General features: G+C 38.4%; 22 protein-coding genes, 2 tRNA genes and 1 pseudogene. 21 read left to right on the top strand and 4 right to left on the bottom strand.

Annotated features, from left to right (window positions below; genetic code table 11):
* Nucleotides 1–81 precede the first annotated feature (81 nt).
* Together JNG37_RS02200 and JNG37_RS02195 are read left to right on the top strand one after the other, a co-directional pair.
* A tRNA-Asn gene (locus tag JNG37_RS02200) sits at nt 82–154 on the top strand.
* Between the two features lie 22 nt (nt 155–176).
* Nucleotides 177–248, top strand: a tRNA-Glu gene (locus tag JNG37_RS02195).
* An 84-nt stretch (nt 249–332) separates the two neighbouring features.
* Here JNG37_RS02195 and JNG37_RS02190 read toward each other — a convergent pair.
* The 3 genes from JNG37_RS02190 to recX form a co-directional block, all read right to left on the bottom strand.
* Nucleotides 333–653, bottom strand: a complete 321-nt coding sequence (locus tag JNG37_RS02190; protein ID WP_158455570.1) for a DUF960 domain-containing protein — start codon at nt 651–653, stop codon at nt 333–335.
* Nucleotides 654–696: 43 nt separating this feature from the next.
* Entirely contained in the window at nt 697–1,230 is a 534-nt protein-coding gene (gene ntdP / locus JNG37_RS02185) for a nucleoside tri-diphosphate phosphatase (protein ID WP_158455568.1), read from the bottom strand.
* Nucleotides 1,231–1,303: 73 nt separating this feature from the next.
* On the bottom strand, nt 1,304–2,080 hold the full coding sequence (recX, locus tag JNG37_RS02180; RefSeq protein WP_158455566.1) for a recombination regulator RecX: 777 nt from the start codon (nt 2,078–2,080) through the stop codon (nt 1,304–1,306).
* A gap of 37 nt (nt 2,081–2,117) precedes the next feature.
* On the opposite strand from recX, the pseudogene rlmD reads away from it, so the two are divergent.
* The 7 genes and pseudogenes from rlmD to JNG37_RS02145 form a co-directional block, all read left to right on the top strand.
* Nucleotides 2,118–3,467 (top strand): annotated as a pseudogene (rlmD, locus tag JNG37_RS02175) (23S rRNA (uracil(1939)-C(5))-methyltransferase RlmD); the annotation flags it as partial.
* Between the two features lie 547 nt (nt 3,468–4,014).
* Nucleotides 4,015–4,278: a type II toxin-antitoxin system Phd/YefM family antitoxin gene (locus JNG37_RS02170; protein ID WP_024403749.1), complete on the top strand. Its 264-nt coding sequence runs from the start codon at nt 4,015–4,017 to the stop codon at nt 4,276–4,278.
* Entirely contained in the window at nt 4,268–4,582 is a 315-nt protein-coding gene (locus JNG37_RS02165) for a type II toxin-antitoxin system RelE/ParE family toxin (RefSeq protein WP_158455562.1), read from the top strand. The genes JNG37_RS02170 and JNG37_RS02165 overlap by 11 nt, the downstream gene beginning before the upstream one ends.
* A 30-nt stretch (nt 4,583–4,612) precedes the next feature.
* Nucleotides 4,613–9,334: a DEAD/DEAH box helicase gene (locus JNG37_RS02160; RefSeq protein WP_158455560.1), complete on the top strand. Its 4,722-nt coding sequence runs from the start codon at nt 4,613–4,615 to the stop codon at nt 9,332–9,334.
* 5 nt (nt 9,335–9,339) lie between these two features.
* Nucleotides 9,340–10,716: an SIR2 family protein gene (locus JNG37_RS02155; protein WP_158455558.1), complete on the top strand. Its 1,377-nt coding sequence runs from the start codon at nt 9,340–9,342 to the stop codon at nt 10,714–10,716.
* A complete protein-coding gene (locus JNG37_RS02150) occupies nt 10,703–12,343 on the top strand; it encodes an ATP-binding protein (protein WP_158455556.1) in 1,641 nt (546 codons plus the stop codon). Before JNG37_RS02155 ends, JNG37_RS02150 begins: the two co-directional genes overlap by 14 nt.
* Nucleotides 12,344–12,627: 284 nt before the next feature.
* A complete protein-coding gene (locus JNG37_RS02145) occupies nt 12,628–13,359 on the top strand; it encodes a GntR family transcriptional regulator (RefSeq protein ID WP_158455554.1) in 732 nt (243 codons plus the stop codon).
* 30 nt (nt 13,360–13,389) lie between these two features.
* On the opposite strand, the gene JNG37_RS02140 is transcribed toward JNG37_RS02145, so the two are convergent.
* Entirely contained in the window at nt 13,390–14,097 is a 708-nt protein-coding gene (locus tag JNG37_RS02140) for a GntR family transcriptional regulator (protein ID WP_158455552.1), read from the bottom strand.
* A gap of 172 nt (nt 14,098–14,269) precedes the next feature.
* On the opposite strand from JNG37_RS02140, the gene JNG37_RS02135 reads away from it, so the two are divergent.
* From JNG37_RS02135 to JNG37_RS02080, 12 genes are all read left to right on the top strand, one after another.
* On the top strand, nt 14,270–16,042 hold the full coding sequence (locus JNG37_RS02135) for a glycoside hydrolase family 35 protein (RefSeq protein WP_158455550.1): 1,773 nt from the start codon (nt 14,270–14,272) through the stop codon (nt 16,040–16,042).
* 16 nt (nt 16,043–16,058) lie between these two features.
* Nucleotides 16,059–16,544, top strand: a complete 486-nt coding sequence (locus JNG37_RS02130; protein WP_158455548.1) for a PTS system mannose/fructose/N-acetylgalactosamine-transporter subunit IIB — start codon at nt 16,059–16,061, stop codon at nt 16,542–16,544.
* A gap of 39 nt (nt 16,545–16,583) precedes the next feature.
* On the top strand, nt 16,584–17,480 hold the full coding sequence (locus tag JNG37_RS02125; protein ID WP_105148553.1) for a PTS mannose/fructose/sorbose/N-acetylgalactosamine transporter subunit IIC: 897 nt from the start codon (nt 16,584–16,586) through the stop codon (nt 17,478–17,480).
* The gene (locus JNG37_RS02120; protein WP_105144994.1) at nt 17,467–18,285 is read left to right on the top strand and encodes a PTS system mannose/fructose/sorbose family transporter subunit IID; all 819 of its coding nucleotides are present in this window, start codon (nt 17,467–17,469) and stop codon (nt 18,283–18,285) included. Before JNG37_RS02125 ends, JNG37_RS02120 begins: the two co-directional genes overlap by 14 nt.
* Nucleotides 18,285–18,686, top strand: a complete 402-nt coding sequence (locus JNG37_RS02115) for a PTS sugar transporter subunit IIA (protein WP_105179888.1) — start codon at nt 18,285–18,287, stop codon at nt 18,684–18,686. Before JNG37_RS02120 ends, JNG37_RS02115 begins: the two co-directional genes overlap by 1 nt.
* A 220-nt stretch (nt 18,687–18,906) precedes the next feature.
* Complete coding sequence (locus JNG37_RS02110; protein WP_158455546.1) at nt 18,907–19,902, top strand: aldose epimerase family protein; 996 nt, start codon at nt 18,907–18,909, stop codon at nt 19,900–19,902.
* Nucleotides 19,903–19,989: 87 nt separating this feature from the next.
* The gene (locus JNG37_RS02105) at nt 19,990–20,244 is read left to right on the top strand and encodes a DUF1912 family protein (protein WP_105115590.1); all 255 of its coding nucleotides are present in this window, start codon (nt 19,990–19,992) and stop codon (nt 20,242–20,244) included.
* Nucleotides 20,245–20,264: 20 nt separating this feature from the next.
* The gene (locus tag JNG37_RS02100) at nt 20,265–20,651 is read left to right on the top strand and encodes a helix-hairpin-helix domain-containing protein (RefSeq protein ID WP_158455545.1); all 387 of its coding nucleotides are present in this window, start codon (nt 20,265–20,267) and stop codon (nt 20,649–20,651) included.
* A 241-nt stretch (nt 20,652–20,892) separates the two neighbouring features.
* On the top strand, nt 20,893–21,282 hold the full coding sequence (locus tag JNG37_RS02095) for a VOC family protein (RefSeq protein WP_158455543.1): 390 nt from the start codon (nt 20,893–20,895) through the stop codon (nt 21,280–21,282).
* Entirely contained in the window at nt 21,279–21,854 is a 576-nt protein-coding gene (locus tag JNG37_RS02090; protein WP_158455541.1) for a DEAD/DEAH box helicase family protein, read from the top strand. Before JNG37_RS02095 ends, JNG37_RS02090 begins: the two co-directional genes overlap by 4 nt.
* Before the next feature lie 163 nt (nt 21,855–22,017).
* Nucleotides 22,018–22,791: a hypothetical protein gene (locus JNG37_RS02085; protein ID WP_158455539.1), complete on the top strand. Its 774-nt coding sequence runs from the start codon at nt 22,018–22,020 to the stop codon at nt 22,789–22,791.
* Nucleotides 22,788–23,219 carry a hypothetical protein gene (locus JNG37_RS02080; protein WP_158455537.1) on the top strand — a complete coding sequence of 144 codons (432 nt, stop codon included), beginning with the start codon at nt 22,788–22,790 and terminating at the stop codon, nt 23,217–23,219. Before JNG37_RS02085 ends, JNG37_RS02080 begins: the two co-directional genes overlap by 4 nt.
* Nucleotides 23,220–23,259 lie beyond the last annotated feature (40 nt).

The following is a 23,259-nucleotide window of genomic DNA, read 5'->3' as shown; positions in this document are numbered from 1 at the left end:
CCGAACACAGCAGTTAAGCCCTAGAACGCCTGAAGTAGTTGGGGGTTGCCCCCTGTGAGATACGGTAGTCGCTTAGCATATTCCGCCATAGCTCAGTTGGTAGAGCGCATGACTGTTAATCATGATGTCACAGGTTCGAGCCCTGTTGGCGGAGTAAAGAGAAATCTTTAGTTCATGGTCCGTTGGTCAAGGGGTTAAGACACCGCCTTTTCACGGCGGTAACACGGGTTCGAATCCCGTACGGACTGTAGTTGGAGCGTTAGCTCCTTTTTTGTTTTTTCTAAAATTTGGTAGAAATGTGTACATTTAAATCCCCAAGAAATCTTGGGGATTTAATCGTGAAAATGAACTTCATCTGGGAGCAAAATGGTTTGAATTCCATCTTTGTCTATTACAATGACTTTTGTTGGGTAGAAGGGATCAAAACGTTCTTTACTATCAATTAGAATGGAAATTGGTAGACTCTGGTGTTTAAAGTGAAACTGAATCTTTCCGTTTTTATTGATGAGTTGTATTTTTAAGAGGTTAGGTAACGGGAAGACTCCTTTTAAGTAGTTGTCTATCAGATACCAAACTTGGTCAATGAGTTGGCCTGGTAATGAAGTAACAATGCCAAAACTAGCATATCGGCCTTTGGTTGTTGAAAATCCCATAATTTCCTTTCTATAGAAAAAACCTGTTAAACAGGTTTTGACTTTATCTACTTCGCAGTTCTAAATATCGTTTGTACCAAATATTGACATAAGCTGGTGAGAATGGCCCTTTTTGATTATTAATCCAATCAACGAGGATTTTGACATTTTCTTTTAGAATAAAATCAATGTCCTCAGGGTACTGCATGAGTTTTCGATGTTTTTCATATTCATCAACATCAAGTAGCCTCTTTTCTCCATCAGCGAAGACTTTTACATCTAAATCATAATCGATGTATTTTAAGGCTTCATTGTCCAGGATGTAGGGACTAGCTAAGTTGCAATAATAGGAAACGCCATTGTCTCGAATCATTGCAATGATATTGAACCAGTATTTTTTATGAAAATAGACAATTGCAGGTTCTCGGGTAACCCAGCGTCTGCCATCATTTTCTGTGACCAATGTATGATTGTTCACACCAATAATAGCATTTTCTGTTGTTTTTAGTACCATGGTGTCTCTCCACGAGCGGTGGAGTTCGCCATCATGTTTATAACTTTGAATTGTAATAAAGTCGCCTTCTTTTGGTAATTTCACTTGGCTACCAACTTTCTACAATTTCAATTTAATCTCCACCATTATATCATATTTTTGTCTTCGGTGGTAGATTTTACAAATATTCTCTTAAGGCTCTTTTTATTTTATCGTAATCAAATCCTTTTCTTAGAAGAAAGCGGATGATTTTTTGTTCTAAGGAATAATCAGTATCCGTCCGGCTATATTTTCTGTAGGCCTTGTCTAATTCTTTGTTTAGCAAGGTTTCCTGTTCTTGCTCATCTTGCACCCATTCTAGTTTTTCGAGCGCCTTATCAGCATTTTTATAGTCGAATCCTTTTAATAAAAGTCCTTGTTTAACTTTCTCTTTTAAGGCTCGATCAGAATACTTGCCTAGGTATTTCTTGTGTAGTTTTTGTGCTACTTTTTCGGCAATCTCTTCAAACTCTTCTAATTCAAAACAAGCATCAATGATATGCTTAGAAATTCCTTTTTGATACAGTTTTTGTCTCAGTGCTTGTGGCCCCTTGTCTCCAGAAAGCGCATTTTGAAAGAGAACTTGTTGGACATAGTCCTGGTCGTCTATCCATTTTTCTTCCTGGAGTTTGTGTAAGATTTCAGGGATGGTGAGGGGATCGACGTCTTGTTTTTCAAGATAGGTTTCGACTTCTTTTTTCGTTCTCTTTTTAAAAGATAGGTAGTAGAGAGCCAAGTTTTTTCCATAGGAGAATTGTGCGAACTGTATCACTTCTTTCAATTCATTTTCGCTGATTTCTTTTCCTCTTGTGAGGAAAAATCGCACAATGGTATCTTCAGTAATATAGACTTGATTGTCCTGGTCTGTCTCCAAGAGATAGAGACGTTTCTTCTTTTCTAACTTTGTGATTTTCATTCTTTCATTATACAGGAAATTTAGGTAAAATAGTAGTATGAGATTAGAAGTCAAACAGCGGATTCCGCTGAAAATCAAGCGAATGGGCATCAATGGGGAAGGAATTGGTTTCTACCAAAAGACCCTTGTGTTTGTGCCTGGTGCTTTAAAAGGTGAAGAGGTTTATTGTCAAATCACTGCTGTCAAACGGAATTTTGTGGAAGCTCGGTTGCTGAAGGTGAACAAGGCTTCAAAGTTTCGGGTGGAGCCTGCCTGTGAGATTTACCAGGCTTGTGGTGGCTGCCAGATTATGCACCTTCGCTATGACAAGCAATTGGATTTTAAAGCGGATTTATTGAAGCAAGCCTTGAAGAAATTTCAACCGAGTGGCTATGAAGACTATCCGATATTGGAGACAATTGGGATGGACCAACCTAGCCACTATCGGGCTAAGCTGCAATTTCAGACGCGTTCGTTTAAGGGTAAGGTTCATGCGGGTCTTTATGCTGAAAATTCACATCGTTTAATTCCAATTCAAGATTGTTTGGTCCAGGATCAGACGACTCAGCGAATTATTAATGTGGTAGCAGATTTATTGACCAAACATCGAATTCCTATCTATGATGAGCGGAAAATTCAAGGGATTCGGACAGTTATGGTGCGTCGTGCACGACAAACAGGACAGGTCCAATTGATTTTTGTGACCTCCTGTCAGGTGAATTTGTCCAAGTTGATCCAAGATTTAGTTGAAACCTTTCCTGAGATCGTGACGGTTGCGCTCAATTGGAATAAGCAGAAATCCAGTGATATTTATGGGGAGCGAACGGATATTCTGTGGGGACAAGAAGCCATTTCTGAAGCTGTTTTGGACTTTGAATTTTCCTTGTCACCTCGGGCATTTTACCAACTGAACCCGCAACAGACAGAGGTTCTTTATGGAGAAGCTGTTAAGGCCTTGGACTTAAGGGGCGATGAGCACTTGATCGATGCCTACTGTGGTGTAGGGACTATCGGTTTTGCTTTCGCGAGGAAGGTGCAGTCACTGCGGGGAATGGATATAATCCCTGAAGCTATCGAAGATGCGAAGAAAAATGCGGCTAGGATGGGACTGACCAATACCCATTATGAGGCAGGAAAGGCGGAGGAGATTATTCCTAAGTGGTACCAGGAAGGCTATCGGGCAGATGCTTTGGTAGTGGATCCTCCTCGGACGGGCTTGGACGACAAGTTATTGGAAACCATTTTGGACTTCCGACCTGAAAAAATGGTCTATGTTTCCTGTAATGTTTCGACCTTGGCACGAGATTTAGTAGTGCTCAGCCGGGTCTATAAGGTCGAATACATCCAATCCGTTGATATGTTTCCTCATACGGCTCGAACTGAGGCGGTTGTGAAATTGTCCAAACGAGAGATCAACCATCATATTGATCTTGAAATCAATGAAGAAGATCTCAAAGATATTTCTGTCAAGAAGGAAGCTACATATTCAGAAATCAAAGATTATGTCTTTAGAAAATTTGAATTAAAAGTATCTACTCTTAACATTGCTCAAGTTAAAAGAAAACTTGGGATAATTGAGAGAGAAAATTACAATCACTCTAAGAAAGAAAATCAAAGAGTTCCAAATTGTCCACCTAAAAAAGAACAAGCTATCATCGATGCGTTAAGTTGGTTTGGAATGATTGAGTAATTAAATAAATTAAAAAGTGCAGAATTGCTCTGCACTTTTTAATGTTCATAATCATTTGTATTGCGATTTTTACTTATTTGTTTTTGGTGTAACTTTTTGTGTTTTTCGATGCGTTCAAATACTTTTGAAATCATCAGTAAATAAGGCGTAAGCTAGTTTGCAGATGATGAAAATAAGAGTACGAAATAGAAAAGGAATTCTCATTCTTCACTGTTATTTTTGATAAAATTTTGATATAATTTTATCAAAAACAGGAGGTGCAGAAATGCTTAATATTAGACCAGTATCAGATTTAAGAAATCGATTCAGTGAAATAGAATCAGACGTTATAGAAAATGGTGAACCGGTATTTTTGACAAAAAATGGGTATGGTTCTATGGTTGTTATGAGTTTGGAGCAATATTCACTCTTAACGGACACAAGGGAGAAAGCATTGGATGAAGCAGATCAGCAAGCAGCTATAAGTTCAAAACGATATACAGCCGAAGAAATTTTTGGAAGAGTGAGAAATAGGATTGATGGAGAATAAACACTATGAACTTACTTTTCTACCACTCTTTGAACAAGATCTTAATGAAGCTGTGGACTATATTACAAATGCTTTAAATAGTCCCCAAGCTGCTTTGAATTTAGTTGATGAGGTAGAAAAGGTTATTTTTGAAAGATTAAAGAATCCAGCAGGCTATGTACCTTTTCCTACACTCAAAAAGCGTCCTCATGATTATTACACAATCAAAGTTAGGAACTTTACGATATTTTATGTGCTAATTGAAAACACTATGGAAATCCGCCGAATTCTTTATAGTAAACGTGATTTTGATAAGCTAATTTGAGAATAATTTAGAATTTTATGGAGAAGTGATATGAGTTTTGATCATTTAGTCGCACAAATCAATACAGCATCGGAAACACAGCGTGATCGTGGAACCTATTTTGAATATCTAGCACGAGCCTATTTTCAAAATGAACCAACTTATAAGAATGAATTTAAAAACGTTTGGATGTTGTCGGATGTACCAGCGGAATTTGGTATTCCTAAAGCTGATATCGGAGTCGATTTAGTTGCAGAAAAGCACACTGGTGAATTGGTAGCTATCCAAGCAAAGTTCTATAATCATGCTATCCAAAAGAAAGATATTGATTCTTTTCTTGGCGAGCTTGGCAAAGATTATTATGAATCAGGAATTATAGTTGCCTCAACTGATAAATGGGGAGCTAATGCAGAGAAAGCACTTGCTGATCGAAGTGATGTTGTTCGAATTGGGCTTTCAGAACTGCGAAATTCACGAATTGATTGGTCAAAATTTTCTTTTGATCGTCCTGAAGTTGTAACCGTAAAAGCTAAAAAGCAACCACGTTATTATCAGAATAACGTTATCACATCTGCATTAGAATATTTCAAAGAGCATGATCGTGGACAGTTGATCATGGCTCCTGGTACAGGAAAAACATTTACAAGTTTAAAAGTTGCTGAGGCAATGGCAAAGGAAGCTGGAAAGGAACAGTATTTTGTTCTCTATCTTGTCCCAAGTATCCAACTACTGACTCAGACCTTGCGTGGTTGGAATAATGATACAGATATGTCCATGTCTTCAATGGCTGTTACCAGTGATCGAAACGCTAGTCGTGGAAGTGTTAAGGAAAAAGATAAGGATGAGGAGACCTACATCCAAATTAAAGCCAGCGATATTGGTTTTCCTGCGACAACATCAGCTAAGAAAGTTGTTGAAAATTATGAAGAGTTGATGACCCAACCAAAGAAAGAATTGCTCGTTGTCTTTGGTACTTATCAATCAATTGAGGTCTTGGGAAAAGCTCAAAAAAATGGATTCCCTGATTTTGACCTTATCATCGCTGATGAGGCTCACCGTACAACTGGTGCTAAAGCTTTAGGTGAAGAAGATTCTTCATTCACAAAAGTTCATAGTAACTTGAATGTTAAAGGGCTTAAGCGACTTTATCAAACAGCTACACCAAAACTTTATGGTCTAGATGCTAAAAAGAAAGCACAGGATAACTCTATTGTCATTTCAAGTATGGATGACGAGGAACTCTATGGTAAAGTCTTTTACCGTCTAGGCTTCGGTGATGCTATCAGTCATGATATTCTAACAGACTATAAGTTAATGGTTTTAGCAGTTGATGAAACAGTGGTTCAAAAAGATATGCAAAAGTCCCTGTCAGATCCTGAAAATGGATTGAATATTGATGATGTTGGTAGAATCATAGGTGTCTGGAATGGTATGATAAAACGGGAAAGTTTCACGGATAAAGTATCTGGTGAGCCTATGAAACGTGCCATTGCATTCTCAAGAACCATTGACGACAGTAAACGTCTATCTGCTCAATTTGAAAATGTTGTTAATGATTATCTTAACTCTGAGGAAGGTTATTCGGTAAATGTCCGTCATGTAGATGGGAATATGAATGCCTTGGAAAAGAATGAAGCTTTGGATTGGCTTGCTAGTGATGATATTCCAGAGGATTCTGCTCGAATCCTGTCCAATGTCCGCTTCTTGACCGAAGGGATTGATGTACCGAACTTGGATGCCATCATCTTCCTCTCTCCACGTAAGTCACAAGTGGATATCGTCCAAGCAGTCGGTCGAATTATCCGTAAGTTTGAAGGGAAAGATTATGGCTACATCATTCTTCCAATTGTCATTCCTGCAGGTGAAACTCCAGAAACAATTTTAGATAATAACAAGTCTTATGATGTCGTTTGGCAGGTTTTGAATGCCTTGCGCTCAGTTGATGAACGATTTGAAGCGACAATCAATAAACTAGAGTTGAATAAAAAGAAACCAAAAAATATCCAAATTATTGGTGTTGGGGGTGCTCCAGACGATCCTTCAATCAATACTGGAGATGGTACCTATATCAATGAACCGCAGGCACCTTATCAAACCGAGCTTGAACTTGAATGGGAAGCCGTTGAAGGAGCAATATACGGGAAAATTGTACAAAAGGTTGGGGACCGCCGTTATCTAGAAGACTGGTCTAAGGATGTAGCTGATATTGCTCGCCGTCATATTCAAGGAATTAACATTATATTGGGATCAAATCCTGAGAGCAAAAAAGCTTTTAAGAGATTTTTGCATAGCTTGCAACATAATATCAATGAGTCAATTGATCAAAATCAAGCTATTGAGATGTTGGCTCAGCATTTGATTACATTACCTATCTTTGATGCCCTTTTTGGCGAGTATGGTTTTATTAAAAATAATCCTGTCAGCTCTGCCATGGAACAAATCGTGGCAGAACTGTCTCAATATGGGTTTGAGAAAGAGCAAAAAGAACTTGAGCCTTTCTATAATTCTGTTCGTCTGCGTGCGGAAGGGATTGATAATGCCCAAGCCAAGCAGAAAATCATCATTACACTCTATGACAAATTCTTCTCCACTGGTTTCAAGTCTACTACAGAACGACTTGGTATCGTCTTTACACCTGTTGAAGTTGTAGATTTTATCGTTAAGTCAGTGGATGTTGTCTTGAGGAAACATTTTGGCAAGACTATTGCCAGTGAAAATGTCCATATTCTTGATCCATTTACTGGAACAGGTACTTTTATCACTCGTACTCTTCACTACCTTAAATCCCTTATGGATAAGGGAGAAATGAGCTATGCTGATCTGGTGAGAAAATATACGCAAGAACTCCATGCCAATGAGATCGTCCTGCTCAGCTATTATATCGCTGCTATTAATATCGAAGCGGTATTTGATGACATAAATGGCGAGGAAGATTATCTCCCATTCGAAGGCATAGTTCTGACAGATACTTTTGAATCAACAGAGACAGAAGACACTTTGGATGACTGCTTCTTCGGCACCAATGACAGACGTCTCAAACGGCAGCAGGAAAAACCAATTACAGCTATTATTGGAAATCCACCTTATTCTATCGGTCAAGGTAGTCAGAATGATAACAACCAAAATAACGCCTATCCAAAATTAGATAAACGACTGGCAGACACCTATGTTGCAAAATCTAATGCAGGCTTAACTAAAGGGCTTTACGATTCTTATGTTAAAGCTTTCCGTTGGGCTTCTGACCGACTTAAAGGACAAGGTGTGATTGGATTTGTGACTAACGGTAATTATCTAAATACTAATTCTGCAGATGGTCTTCGTGCTGGACTTTATGAAGATTTCAATCATCTGTATATCTTTAATCTTCGAGGAGACCAAAGAACTTTAGGCGAACAGTCTCGTAAAGAAGGCGGAAAAATATTTGGTTCAGGAAGTCGAACTCCAGTTGCAATTTCTATTCTAGTTAAAGATGGTTCAGACCAGCATGATATCCATTATCATGATATTGGTGATTACCTGTCACAAAAGGACAAGCTCAATATTATTTCTGATTTTGGAGACATTTCGGCAATTGATTGGCAAGAAATCACACCTGATGATAACAACGATTGGCTTAACCAACGTGACCCGAATTATCAGAAGTATGTTCAAATATCTGGAGACATATGTAGTCCTTTTAAATTAAATATTTTAGGTGTTGGAACTAATAGGGATAGCTGGATAGTTGGTTTTTCTAATTCTCAAACCAAGATAAATACTAAAAAAATAATAAGTAATTATAATAAAGAACTTGACCGCCTTATTGAGATGCCAAACTCTGAAAAAATAGCAAATCTAAATCGAAAAGAAGAATTTATAAAATGGACGTTTAGATTAGAAGAATCAATAAAACAAAATAAAATAATTACTTATAGTGATACTAATATTGTGCAATATTTGTATAGACCTTTTACAAAGAAATGGTTATATTATAGTGATTCACTTGTTGAGCGTGTGAGGCTCTATTACAAAAAGTTTGGGATTAAAAACAAGTTAATCGCAACTTCTGGAAAAGCATCATCAAAAGAGTTCTCAGTGTTAGTTACAGATATCTTGCCAGATGTGCAACTTTTAATGAATTCACAAGGCTTCATGCGCTACGACAATGAAGTAGATGAAACGTCGCTTTTCCAATCGAATGACAATATGAATCAGGCTTTTGCGGACAAACTTGGGTTAAGTTTAGATGACACTTTCGCTTATGTTTATGGTCTACTTAATTCTCGTGAGTACCAGGAAAAGTATGCTAATGATTTGAAGAAAGACTTGGCACGGATTCCGATTGTGAAGCAAAAAGACAAGTATGTTGAAATTGGAAAAGCCTTGATGGATTTACATCTCAACTATGAAGAAGTCCCTGTCTATGACGATGTGGACATTCAGCTATCTCCTCAACCATCTTACAAGGTAACTAAGATGAAGTTTGCCAAGACTCGTGATGAAAATGGGAAGTCTATCAATGATCGTTCAACGATTAGCTATAATAGTGACATTACGATTAGTCGCATCCCTGAAAAAGCCTATGAGTATATGGTCAATGGTCGCTCGGCTATTGAGTGGATTATGGACCAGTATCAGATTAAAACCGATAAGAAATCAGGTATCACAGATGACCCAAATGACTATAGCACAGATGAAAAATATATTTTCAATCTCTTACTCAGAATCATCAATGTATCTGTTCAGACCGTCGATTTGGTAAATAGTCTGCCTAAGTTTGAAGTGGAGGAGTAGGTAATATGTTTTTCTTCTTTTTTGATGATATTGATAAAACTAAAGAAAATCAGATTGAGTATCACTATTTGTCTAGAGCAAGTAAATTTGGTGTGGAGCGAGATGATACTGGTGCTGTAAATTTCTATGATTCCAATGGTATACTTGAAAAACAAAATTCTAATGATAGTTCTGAGGATGAATTTCAGATGATTGATTTCAAACGTCTGATTAGTGAAAAAATACGAAAAATAGTCTATGGTGAAAAATACTCTAATGTGGTCTTTCTCGCAGGTGCAGGAGCTTCAGTAACTCCTGATAGAAATCCTGAATATGGAAAAACAGTCAAAATGATTGCTGATAATATATTTGAAGAGCTTCATAAGTCTACCGAAAATATATATACATTAGAAGAATTGGCAACACAATGTAGATACAAGGATGGGAACATATTAGCTGGAAATGAATCTGAATCAACAACTTCACCTAAATTGGCAGATGATTTTAATCTAGAGGATTTCTTATCAACATTATTCCATTATCGTCCTTATGTTCCAGATGATAATATAGAAGACTTTAATAAAACAATTGATAAAATATTAAAACTGATTAAGAAAAATACAAATTATTCATATGATAGCAAAGTTTTAAAACATGGGGCCTTATTAAATTTTTTGTCGAAATTATCAGAAAAAGGTGGGAATAAATTTTCCGTTGTTACAACAAATTATGATGTTTTGATCGAGGAAGCTGGTGCGGAAAATAATTTTGTAATTTTTGATGGATTCAACTTTACACCTCTACCAAAGTTTGATAGCAATATGTTTGAATGGAATCTCGTGAAAGAGGTTCAGAATGTTAATACTAGAGAAGTTGAATATAAGGATAAGACATTTAATCTTGTTAAAATCCATGGATCGCTTACTTGGGAAAAACAGGATAATGGTGATATCGTAAGAAAAAATAAAGACAACATTACTGAAACCGATAAAATGGTAATGATTTTTCCTAGTTCAGATAAGTTTGCCCAAAGTTATCAGGAACCGTATTTTGAGCTATTTACAAAATTTCAAGAGCTTATAAAACGTCCCAATACTTTGCTGATTTCTTCAGGATTTAGCTTTGCAGACGATCATATCTCAAAGATGGTTACTCAGGCATTGAAAAATAACTCTAGTCTGAAATTATTAGTAACAGACTTTAATATTGATCCGAATAGGGAGTGGAATGGAGACAATAATCAATATAGTAAGATTGACGAGTCGAATTCTAAATACAATCAAAATTGGGCTGAACTAGTACGATTAATGGACGAAGGATATCCAATATCATTTTTAAAGGCAACTATGAATAGTGATTTAGTTGATTACTTGAGTGGAAGGTATTTAAATGACGAAAATTGATAGTTTTTATGAAGTAGCTGACAAGAGTAACTATTACCTTGGAATGATATCCCAAGTGAATCGTTCATATGCAACAATTCAAATAGAAAATCTTTCACTATTTTCATACAGAAAATTGAGAACGGATGTCCTTGCTCCAAATACGATAAATTACTACGTTTTAATTGATTCAAGTAATGGTCTATTCTTTGGAGAAATATTTCAGTCTAAAGTGCCAAATTCAGACAGTGTTCACGAAATGATGACAAATGGGCTACAAGAGAAAATTTTTCCAGAAATAAGTATTGACATACTTGGATACATACCGTTGGGTGAGAAATATTTTAAACTAAACGGGACAAACACTGTTGGTATTACAGACAAGGTGTATATTGCAAATGAAAAAGCAGTGGAGCTTTTTATAAAATCAATCGAAGTGAATCCTGACAGTGAGAAACAACTATCTTCTATCGCTAATCTTGCCTTTAGTTCCCAAGAATACCCTATAAAATTACAACCAAAAACTTTGTTTAATAGACATTTGATGACTGTAGGGACTACAAATAGTGGGAAATCAACATCAGCTTTAAGCATTTTAGATAAACTGGTTAATGATGGAATTAGGACACTGATAATAGATCCAACAGGAGAATATTCTGATTCATTTAAAGATGACGAAGTAGATAAATATATACTTGGTGAAACTGCCTTCCTCCCCCTATCAAACATATCAATGAACCAGTGGTCAATTTTATTTGAAACAAATGATGGAACACAACCAGCAGTTTTAGCTGAGGCAATCCGTTCTCTACGATATCAGTATAAAAATAACATTGATGAAGTATACAAGAAAGTAGGAAAGTCAGTATTCGAAGTAGAACAAAATTTATCAACTCTTTCTGAAAAAGATAGGAATTTTAACATTGAATTATTAACGGCCCAGATTGCAGTAGAAACAACTAGACAGGACAATAGAGGAAATTTCGTAGCAGATACCTTCAATTTTAATGTAAATCAGTATCTTATTCAAAAGGTAAATTATAAGTTAGATAATACTTCACTTGTTAATTTTTTTACTTCGACTGGCAATAGTTTAATTGATATTATCGACTCATTTGTAGAAGGAAGTACCGATAAGTCATTGTATATTGATGTTTCTAAAATTGGAACAACAGATGGAATTGGTGGAATGATTGTTGACCTAATTTCAAACTATTTAGTAAATTTGAATTCGAAATTGATAAAACCATTTGTAATGTTTGTTGATGAAGTCCATAGATACACAAAGGGAGTCAATACTGAAGGATTCACATTTTATACTGGATTGAATAGTATTGCTCGAGAGGGGAGAAAGAAAGGAATCTTCCTCTTCTTAACAACTCAAAATCCAAATGATGTGGATAAAATTTTATTAGGACAAATAGGAACATTGCTGATTCATAGACTCACTTCTCCAGATGAACTTAAAGTGATACAAAACCACTTGTCTGAAAACCAAATTGGTCAGATTAAGAAATTGAACACAGGTGAGGCAGTCTTGACAAGTATTAATCTATTAAAAGATCTATATATTCGAGTTAAAAAATGTCACCGCGCTCACTATAATGATACTCCTAGTCTATTAATCAAAGATGATAATAATTCTTAGCTAATAGATAAGTGCTTACAATCAAAAAGTTCTTCTTGAATTTAATACAAGAAGAACTTTTTTTACTGAAAATACAAAAGCTTAGTTAGTAACATATATGAATTATAAAATATTTTAGAGAGTAGTAGCTTGAGAAAGTTGTCGGGTTAGAATGCGTTGCTGCCTGATGGGGCTTCGGTGTACTGCTCTTTTTATTTTTTTGTAAAAACCTATATATTTTCTTGATTTTCTTTTTAGAATAACATATACTAAAAGTGGTTATAACCAATAAAGGAGGCTCTTCTATGTTTGACAGTACCAGTGATAAGCCCCTCTATCTTCAATTGGTAGATGTGCTAGAGTTGAAAATTCGAGAGACCATGAAGCCCAATGAGAAGCTCTTTTCGGAAAGAGAATTGACTCAGGTATATGGTGTCAGTCGCATAACGGTACGTTTAGCCCTTCAGGAGTTAGAAAAACGAGGCTTTGTCTATAAAAAGCATGGAAAAGGGACCTATGTTTCTGAGATTTTAGAGCCAGCTGTTGATTTGTCAACTGCTTATAGCTTTACCGATCAGATGCGGAAAATGGGTAAACAGCCTCAGACTAAGATTTTGTCCTTTCGAACTATCGAAGCTTCAGACTTTCTTTCAGATCAATTGCAGGTGGAAATTGGTTCAGCTATTATCGAATTGGAGCGTTTACGCATGGCTGATGGAATTGCCATGATGTTGGAGCGGACCTATTTACCCCATCATTTGTTTGAAAGCCTAACGGTTGTTGCTTTGGAGCGCAAGCCCCTCTATGAGTTATTTTCAGAAGAGTTCGGACAAACGGTTCGACTGGCAGAAGAAGAGTTTTACGCTAGCATTGCCCTTGAAAACGAAGCCAAGCTCCTGGAGATAAAAAATGGTAGCCCGGTCTTGCACTTGATTCGAAAGACCTTTAATAATAAAAATCGGATGATTGAATATACTTTCAGTATTGCTAGGGCAGACTTGTTCCGCTATAAAATCAGCCATGTGAGAAGTGAATAAAAAAAAGAATTAGGGAAACCTAATTCTTTTTTAGCGTTTGTTAGCTGCGATTTCAATCTTGAAGTATTTCCAATGTTTGTATGTTTCAACATACTCAAGCACTTCGTTGCTACCGTTTTTTTGCGTTACTTTTGTTTGGAAAACAGCTGGTTCGCCAGCAGTTAGCTTCAAGTGGTCGGCTGCAAATGCTGGAACTGGAACAATTTCGTTAATTTCAACAAATGGTTCTTCAGACATGTGGATGTTGAAATCGAGTTTAAAGCGTTGGTAGAGTGACTGGAAGTGTTGCAAGTCAGCATTTGGTTGCTGGATGTAGCGAGCAGGAATGTGTGACTGTTGGTAGATATACGGTGTATCTCCAGCAGTGCGGACGCGGACGATTTTATAGTAAAAGTCAGACTTGTCAAGCTCCAATTTTTCAAGGATCTGTGGGTCATTGCCTTTTTCACAAGAAATCACTGCAACGGTTTCAGTTTCAAGTGGGAAAATCTCAATATCAGAAAACTCTACGAGTTTTCCTTTACGAGAACGAGAGACAAAGGTTCCCTTTCCTTGCTGACGGATCAAATAGCCATCCTTAACCAGTTCATTCACGGCACGGATAACTGTAATAGAACTAACGTTGAAAATTTTGGTCAATTCTGATTCGGTGTAGAATTTGTCCCCATTTTCAAATTTTCCAGAAATAATCTGTTGGCGCAGGTCGTTTTGGACCAGCTGATACTTAGGTACTTTCATAGTTTGTTTCCTTTCTATTCCTAATCTTTTCCCTTCTACCTTATTATACTAAATAGTTTGAAAAAAGAAAAATATAAAATAAATAATTTTTTTCAAAAAAATACTGGACATAACCAGTTATTCGTGTTAATATATTGATAGAAAAAGAAAACGGTTACAGCGGAGGTTGAAAATGAAGGATTTTCAAATAAAAGATGACTTCTATTTAGATGGAAAACCTTTTAAAATTTTATCTGGAGCTATTCATTACTTCAGAGTCCATCCAGACGATTGGTACCATTCTTTGTATAATCTAAAGGCTATGGGCTTCAATACAGTTGAAACCTATGTTCCCTGGAATCTACATGAACCGCAAAAAGGTCAATTTGATTTTAGTGGGATTCTCGATTTAGAGGCCTTCTTGGATTTGGCCCAAGAACTTGGGCTTTACAGCATTGTTCGTCCTTCCCCCTATATTTGTGCAGAGTGGGAGTGGGGTGGCTTACCAGCTTGGCTAATGACGGAAGATCTTCAGGTTCGTTCCAGCGATGCAACCTACTTGAAGCATTTAGACGATTATTACGCTTTTCTGCTTCCTAAGTTAGTCAAGCGCCAACTCTCCCACCAAGGCACAATCCTCATGTTCCAGGTTGAGAATGAATATGGTTCCTACGGTGAAGAGAAGGAATACCTGAGAGCTGTTGGCCGGTTGATGAGAAAACACGGTTTGACTGCTCCATTCTTTACATCAGATGGTCCATGGCGTGGAACCTTGAGAGCAGGGACGCTCATTGCAGATGATATCCTGGTAACAGGAAACTTTGGCTCACGGGCGAAAGAGAACTTCAAGCAGATGCAAGATTTCTTCGATGAGTATGGTAAGAAATGGCCACTCATGTGTATGGAATTTTGGGATGGTTGGTTTAACCGTTGGGGTGATGAAATTATTCGTAGGGACCCTGTTGAGTTGGCAGAAGCAGTGATGGAATGTATTGAACTAGGTTCTATCAACCTCTATATGTTCCATGGCGGAACTAACTTTGGTTTCATGAACGGATGTTCTGCTCGAGGCCAAATTGATCTACCACAGGTGACATCTTATGATTATGATGCCATCTTGGATGAAGCAGGTAATCCAACTCAGAAGTTCTATGAAATTCAGTCCCGTTTGAAGGCAGCTTATCCAGACATCGAGATTGCAGAACCATTGATTAAAGAAGCCAAAGCCTTCCCAGAAGTAGCATTGGTTGAAAAAGTTGGTCTCTTTGAGAATCTGGATATCCTATCAAGCAAACACCAATCCTTCTATCCGAAGAATATGGAAGCTCTCGGGCAATCTACTGGTTACATCCTTTATCGAACTGAGATTGAGAGAGATAAGGAAGAGCCGGAACGCTTTAGGGTGATTGATGGTCGTGACCGGATTCAGGTTTACGCAGATGGTCAGCTAGTGACTACCCAATACCAAACAGAGATTGGGGACGATATTGAACTCCATATGCCAGAGAAACAAGTGGAGTTGACCATTCTGGTAGAAAATATGGGCCGTGTTAACTACGGTCACAAGCTTACTGCACCAACCCAATCTAAAGGGCTCGGTCGAGGAGCCATGGCAGATCTTCACTATATCGGAAATTGGGACATCTACCCATTGCCGCTGAAGGATGTCAGTCAACTTGATTACAGCCGTGCTTGGACAGAAGGGCAGCCAGCCTTCTACCGCTTTACTTGTCAGATTGACGAGCTAGCGGATACGTATTTGGATATGACAGGCTTTGGTAAGGGCGTTGTATTCGTCAATAATGTCAATATTGGTCGTTTCTGGGAAAAAGGCCCGATCCTTTATCTCTATATACCAAAAGGATACTTAAAGAAAGGAGAAAACGAAATAGTCGTCTTCGAAACAGAAGGCAAATATAGCGATAAGATTCGTTTTTCACAGAAACCCGTTTATAAAGATTTATGATGAAAAGGAGAAATTTATGACAATTGTAGCTGCGCGTATTGATGGACGCTTGATACATGGTCAGGTTGCCAATCTTTGGACAACAAAATTAAACATTGGACGCATCATGGTTATCGATGATGCAGTTGCCCAAAATGATATTGAAAAACAAGGTTTGAAACTTGCTGTTCCACCAGGAGTGAAGTTGTCAATCTTGCCAATTGAAAAAGCAGCAAACAATATCAAAGAAGGCAAATATGACAGCCAACGTCTCTTGATCGTGGCACGTCGTCCAGAGAACTTCCTTCGCCTGGTTGAGTACGGAGTTGACCTTCCTGAACTAAACGTTGGAAATATGTCTCAAAGTCCTGAAACTCGTTCAGTGACTCGTTCTATCAACGTTGTTGATAAAGACATCGCTGACTTCGATGCTTTGGTTGCAAAAGGTGTGAAATTGATTGCCCAAATGGTGCCAGGTGACACACCAAAAGACTTTATGCCATTGTTGGATAAAGTAAGATAATTTACGGATATTTTTGAAAAATTTTAAAGGAGGATCACTATTATGCAATGGTGGCAAATATTACTTCTAACGCTCTACTCTGCTTATCAGATCTGTGATGAGTTGACAATTGTATCGTCAGCTGGTTCACCTGTATTTGCAGGTTTCATCTCTGGTTTGATCATGGGTGATTTGGCAACTGGTTTGACAATCGGAGCGTCTCTTCAATTGATGGTACTCGGTGTGGGTACTTTCGGTGGTGCATCTCGTATCGACGCAACTTCTGGTGCAGTTCTTGCAACAGCCTTCTCAGTATCACAAGGTATTGATCCAGAGTTGGCAGTAGCAACAATCGCGGTACCAGTAGCTGCACTCCTTGTCTATACAGATATCGCTGGTCGTTTCTCAACTACTTACTTCGCACACCGTGTGGATGCAGCGGTTGAAAAATTTGACTACGCAGCAATCGAGCGTAACTACCTTCTCGGTGCTATCCCATGGGCACTCTCTCGTGCACTCCCTGTATTCCTTGCTCTTGCATTCGGTGGTGAATTCGTAGATGCAATGGTACAAGCTATCCAACAATATCAATGGGTTGCAAACGGTTTGACATTGGCTGCTCGTATGCTTCCAGGTCTTGGTTTCGCTATCCTTCTTCACTACCTTCCACTTAAACGCAACCTTCACTACTTGGCAGTTGGTTTTGCCCTTACAGCTATGTTGACTGTTCTTTACGGTAACGTATCTGCATTGGGTGGCGCTGTAGCTGGCATCGTTGGTACACTTCCAGAAGATTCTGGTGTAGCATTTGTAAACAACTTCAAAGGCTTGTCAATGATTGGTATCGCAATTGTTGGTATCTTCCTTTCAGTTTTACACTATATCAACGGCCAAAAAGTAGCAGTAGTTGCTCCATCAAATTCAGAAAGTGGGGAAATTGACGATGACGAAATCTAATTACAAATTAACAAAAGAAGATTTTAATCAAATCAACAAACGTAGCTTGTTCACTTACCAACTTGGTTGGAACTATGAGCGCATGCAAGGTTCAGGTTACCTTTACATGATCTTGCCACAGCTTCGTAAAATGTACGGAGATGGCACACCTGAATTGAAAGAAATGATGAAATTGCATACGCAATTCTTCAATACTTCACCATTCTTCCATACTATTATCACAGGTATTGACTTGGCTTTGGAAGAAAGCGACGGTGTTGCTTCTAAAGATGCGGTTAACGGTATCAAGACTGGTTTGATGGGTCCATTTGCACCAATCGGTGACTCAATCTTTGGTTCATTGGTTCCAGCAATCATGGGTACTGTGGCAGCGACTATGGCTAGCCAAGGTTCACCAGTTGGTATCTTCCTCTGGGTGGCTGTAGCAGTTGTTTATGACATCTTCCGTTGGAAACAATTGGAAATTGCCTACAAAGAAGGTACTAAACTGATCACAACAATGCGCGACCGTTTGACTGCTCTTGTTGATGCAGCTTCTGTACTCGGTGTGTTCATGTTGGGTGCTTTGATTGCAACAATGATCAACTTTGAAGTTTCTTGGGCTCCAACTGTTGGTGAAAAAGTGATTGACGTACAAGACTTGTTGAACACAATCTTCCCACGTTTGGTTCCAGCAATCTTCACAGGATTTGTATTCTGGTTGCTTGGCCGTAAAGGCATGACTTCTACTAAAGCTATCTTGATTATCATCGCACTTGCAGTTGGACTTTCTGCAATCGGTCACTTCGTATTTGGTATGGCTTAATGGTAAAAAGTTTAATTTTGGTTAGTCATGGTCTCTTCTGTGAAGAGTTGAAAAAATCAACTGAGATGATTATGGGTCCTCAAGAGGATATCCATACAGTTGCACTCTTACCAGAAGAAGGTCCAGAAGATTTTCAACGAAAATTTGAAGAGACAATTGCTCACTTAGATGACTTCGTAGTCTTTGCTGACCTGCTCGGCGGAACACCTGCCAATGTGGTTTCACGAAAAATCATTGAAGGTCAATCATTCCATCTCTATGCTGGTATGAACATGCCAATGATTATCGGTTACCTAAATGGTGTCCTGCTCGGCGAAGAAGTTGATTATGTTGAATTTGGTGCAACCAATATCCAGCATGTCAATGACTTGTTGATCAGTTCAGACGACGAAGATGAGTGAAACAGTTCAGTGAACTGTTTCAGCCCGAGCCTTAAAACTGGAAAGGGAGGGAGCTCCAGTGGAGTTTTTCAGCCCGATCCTTGAAATAAAGAGGAACGGGATCGTCTAAGGAGAATTATAGCACGGCCTAGTAATGCTAAGGCAGTCGCTATATAAATTGGCTTTAAGTATCCTAAGGGGACCTAGTCACTAGGTTCCCTTATTTTTTTGGAGGTATGCTATGAAAATTGAAGATTTTGGTCGAGAAGCCAAATTATTTATTCTGGAAAATGATAATGGCTTGCGCCTATCTGTGACAAATTTTGGAGCTCGGATTGTCAAAATAGAAGTTCCTGCTGAGCAAGATGGAGGATATCGCAACGTTTCCTTAGCTTGTGCTTCGGCCGAAGAATACTTGGAATTGGATCCCTATGTCGGTGCCTCTATTGTTCCTGTGGCAGGGCGGATTTCAGGTGCGCGTGTTGAGATTTCAGGCAAGGAATATGCCTTGACTGAAAACGAGCCCGGTCGAACCTTACATGGTGGCGTAAATACGGCAAACTTGCGAAACTGGGAATGGGAGTGTAATGGCAAAGATGAAGTCCTCTTTACAACCGTTTTAGAAGATGGTTTTAATGGTTTTCCAGGTCGGATTGAGGTTGGAGTTCGCTATTGTTTATCAGCAAGCAATGATGTTCATGTTGATTATTTTGCAAGATCAGACAAGGATACGATTTTTAATCCGACTAACCATGTCTATTTCAACTTGTCTGGGCAATTTTTCGAGAGTATTGGTCAACACCAGCTGAAGATTGCTGCGGATTATTATGTACCTTTAGGAGAAGACAATCTTCCACTCGGAGAGTTTGCAGCGGTTGATGGAACACCGTTTGATTTTAGAGAGTTTGCGCTGTTTGAAACAGGCTTTTCATCGGACCATGAGCAGACAAACTTGGTCAAGGGCTATGACCATCCTTGGAAACTTTCGCGTCAAGAGACAGCTGTAGAGGTGTGGAGTCCAGATAAGAAGGTTGGATTAGAGGTTTCAACCGATCAACCAGCTGCGGTGATTTATACCTATAATTTTCCACAGGAAAAACTGGCAGCCTATCATGGTGTCTTTAGTATGGAGTGCCAAGGATTTCCCAATGCTTGTAATTTAGAAGGTTTTGGGTCTATCTTTTTAGCAGCGGGAGAAGAATTCTCCTCCCAGACACGCTATCGTTTGAAATGGTAGAGGGGTTACTCCTCTACTTTTCTTATAGGCAAGAGGTCTGATTTATGGTATAATGTTTCAGAATGCTTGATGAGAGAAGGTGAGAAGATGTCGAGAGAAGAACAATTTTTAAAAGAATTTGAGGCTTGGGTTGATAGCCAGTTGGTGATCAATGAGATGGCTATGACTGAGAGTCGTCGAGCTGTTGAAGAAGACAAGGATGAGCGGGCAGCGGATGCTTATATTCGCTATGAGAGTAAATTAGATGCTTATCGCTTCATCAAAGGAAAATTTGAAAACTACGCGGCAGGAAAAGATTTCCACGACCTACCAGATGGTTTATTTGGTCAGCGGCATTATTAATCAGACGGGAGATATGAAAAATGGGAAAAAAGAAAGTAAATCGTAAAAAAGTTTTGAAAAAACAATTAGCAGACTTGAAACGTGCAGGTCGTGTAGGACTTGAAAGAGCGACAGAGGTTGTAGAGACAGTTGCTCATAAGGCTGAGGCTGCAGTAGAGCATGCTGTGGAGCAAGTGAAAGAAGTTGTAGCAGAGGTGACTTCTTCAGCGACTTCATTGGAAGATTTTTTGGCACTTCCTGAGTTGGAAGGCATTGCGGCAGCACGTTTGGAAACCTTCTACGAAGCAGGTATTCAATCTGTGGCTGATTTTGCAAACCACACAGAAAAAGAGCTCTTGGCTCTAAAAGGCATCGGTCCTGCAACTATCAAGCAGTTGAAAGAAAAAGGGATTGACTTGAAAGCCTAAATCCCTTGCTTTTCAAGGTACAATTTGTTACAATAAAGCCATTCAGAGGTGTTTTGAGCCCCATTTGTCACAGGAAGCGGTGGTACTGAGAAATCCGCACAAATGTCAAAACTGGTTGCTGATGGTGTGAATCGAATAAGCAAAGTGCAGATAACTTATCTGAACAAGGGTGGTACCGCGGAATAACTTCGTCCCTGTCTAGCAAGTCTAGGCGGGGATTTTCATTTGGAAAGGAGAAGATATGCTACATCATGTTGAAATATATGTTTCAGACTTGGAAACCTCACGTGCATTTTACGATTTTCTTCTGACCAAGCTGGGCTACTCGCTCTATCAGGAGTGGGAGGACGGGCTGTCTTATAAAAAAGCAGAGCAGTACCTGGTCTTTGTCCAAATGCCACAGGATTTCCTAGAGGCAGGTTATCACCGGTGCCGTACAGGTCTCAATCATCTAGCTTTTCATGTGGGGACACCTGATGAAATTGACCAATGGCGGAAGGAATTTTTGACCAGACGAGTCAAACTGCTCTACGACGACCGCTATCCCCACGCAGGAGGACCAGATCACTATGCTCTCTATCTAGAAGACCCAGATGGGATAAAGATAGAGTTGGTGGGGGAGGCAAGATGAATCTAATTATTATTGGAGCACAAGCTTCTGGCAAGATGACCGTTGGGCAGGAAGTTGAGAAATTGACAGGGATGACCCTCTTTCATAATCATGATTCGATTGATTTTAGCCTACGTTTTATTCCAGAATTTTCTGAGGATATGTTTGACCTCAATACACGTATTACATTTGCTGTTTATGATGTGTTTGCTAGGTCAAACCGCCCACTAATTGGAACTGCCTTGATTAATTTTAAAAATCCCATAGATGTTCAATTTCTTACAACAGTTCAGACGATTTTTCATCATCGTGGTCAGGAAATTTTATTTGTTGAATTGGAAACTGCTTTAGAAGAACGTCTGCGGCGTAATCGGACAGAAAATCGACTGACCCATAAACCTTTGAAACGAAACATTGAAGTTTCAGAGGCTGAGATTCTTTCTACAGCTGATACATGTCAATATACCTCATTAGGCATTCCAGAGGGCATTCAGCATTATCTCAAAATTAATAATACCCACCTTACTGCTAATGAAGTTGCTCAACTGATTATCCAAAAAATGGAGGAGCTTGAGCAAGAACAAACGAAATAGCCTTTCCGTTGAGGGGCGAAACAGAATATAATCCAGATAGGCATAAACTATTTCTATTAGTACTATCAGTTCAGTCCTGCTACTATATTACATCATGCTTATCTCATGGAGTATACTATTTTGCGTGCAGTGTATTAAAATATGAATTAGGAGTATACTGTCTATGAAAATGTTAAACAAGTTCACAGAGAATTCAAAAGATTTGAGAAATGAATTGACTAGCTGGTTTGTCATCATTTCGCTAGCCTTCTTATTATTCTTGAGCATTCCTTGGTTGGTGCAAAAGACTTTATATTTTACTTTATCAAAACCATTTGAAGCACAAAGAGTAGCCATCACAAAATCAAACAAAACTTCAGATACTGCCTCTGGAGTTGAAGGGACCTACATCAATAATATTCCCTTTAATGATTTTGAAAAATTGATAAATTTTAGCAGTGTGTCTTTCAAAAGTGTTGATATTCAAATACCAAGAATTTATATTACGAGTCCAATTTTTAATACGAAGGAATACGGAGACCAATTACAAGATATCTGGATAGACTCTTTAAATAAGGATGAACTTGAAGAGGAATTCGGCTCCTACAAAGTTTACTATGATGGGAACTTAATTATTGAGGATGGGGAAGCTTACTCAAGCGAAGGAGCTACCAAAAATCAAATAATATCCATGAAAGAAACGCTTGTCACTGAATTAGATACAAACAAGGAATTCAAAAAATACACATTTAAAAAATGGTATATCCCAGACGAGGGAACAGATCCAACAGAAATTAAGATTATAGAAGATGGATTTGCTATTGAAACGGTGTTTGAACAAAAAGATTGGAGGCCTAATATTCTTTTGGGTCCTACTCTGTACACAGTGAGAGCGGAGTTTGTAAAGGAAAACAATAAACTGGTATTGAAGAAGGGAAGCATGGAGGTAGACGAATGAAAAGTTTGACACCGACCTTCACCAAGAAACAAAAATTAGTAGTGGTGATTGTAGTGATACTATCCGTAGCAATCGGTTTTTGGAAATGGCGTGATACTTTTTTCAATACGTATTATCCTGATGATACTTCAATCCAAGGGCAGTTGTTTCCCAATATTGCAAACACGAAGATTGAAACTGTTGAGAATGTCTTGCCATTTTCAGATGTGAAATATGATAAGATCATTATCAGAATTGGCAGCCTGTCTTCAGAATACGATGATTCTAATCAATCATCGAAGGCAAATAATATCATAAACAGAAAAACACTAGACGAAAATTTCAAACAATGGCTCATAAAAGCATTTGATGAAGAGGAAGCTAAAAAAATATCTGACCATATCGAAGTGTACTATCGTGGTGAAAAAATAGACGAAATTAGTTATTAAAGCTACGCGCCCCATATCGTTCGTGAATAAAAACGAAATA

Origin of the sequence: Streptococcus suis (genome assembly GCF_016775005.1) — a bacterium.
Classification (GTDB): domain Bacteria; phylum Bacillota; class Bacilli; order Lactobacillales; family Streptococcaceae; genus Streptococcus; species Streptococcus suivaginalis.
This window is presented reverse-complemented; position numbering and strand designations above follow the sequence as displayed.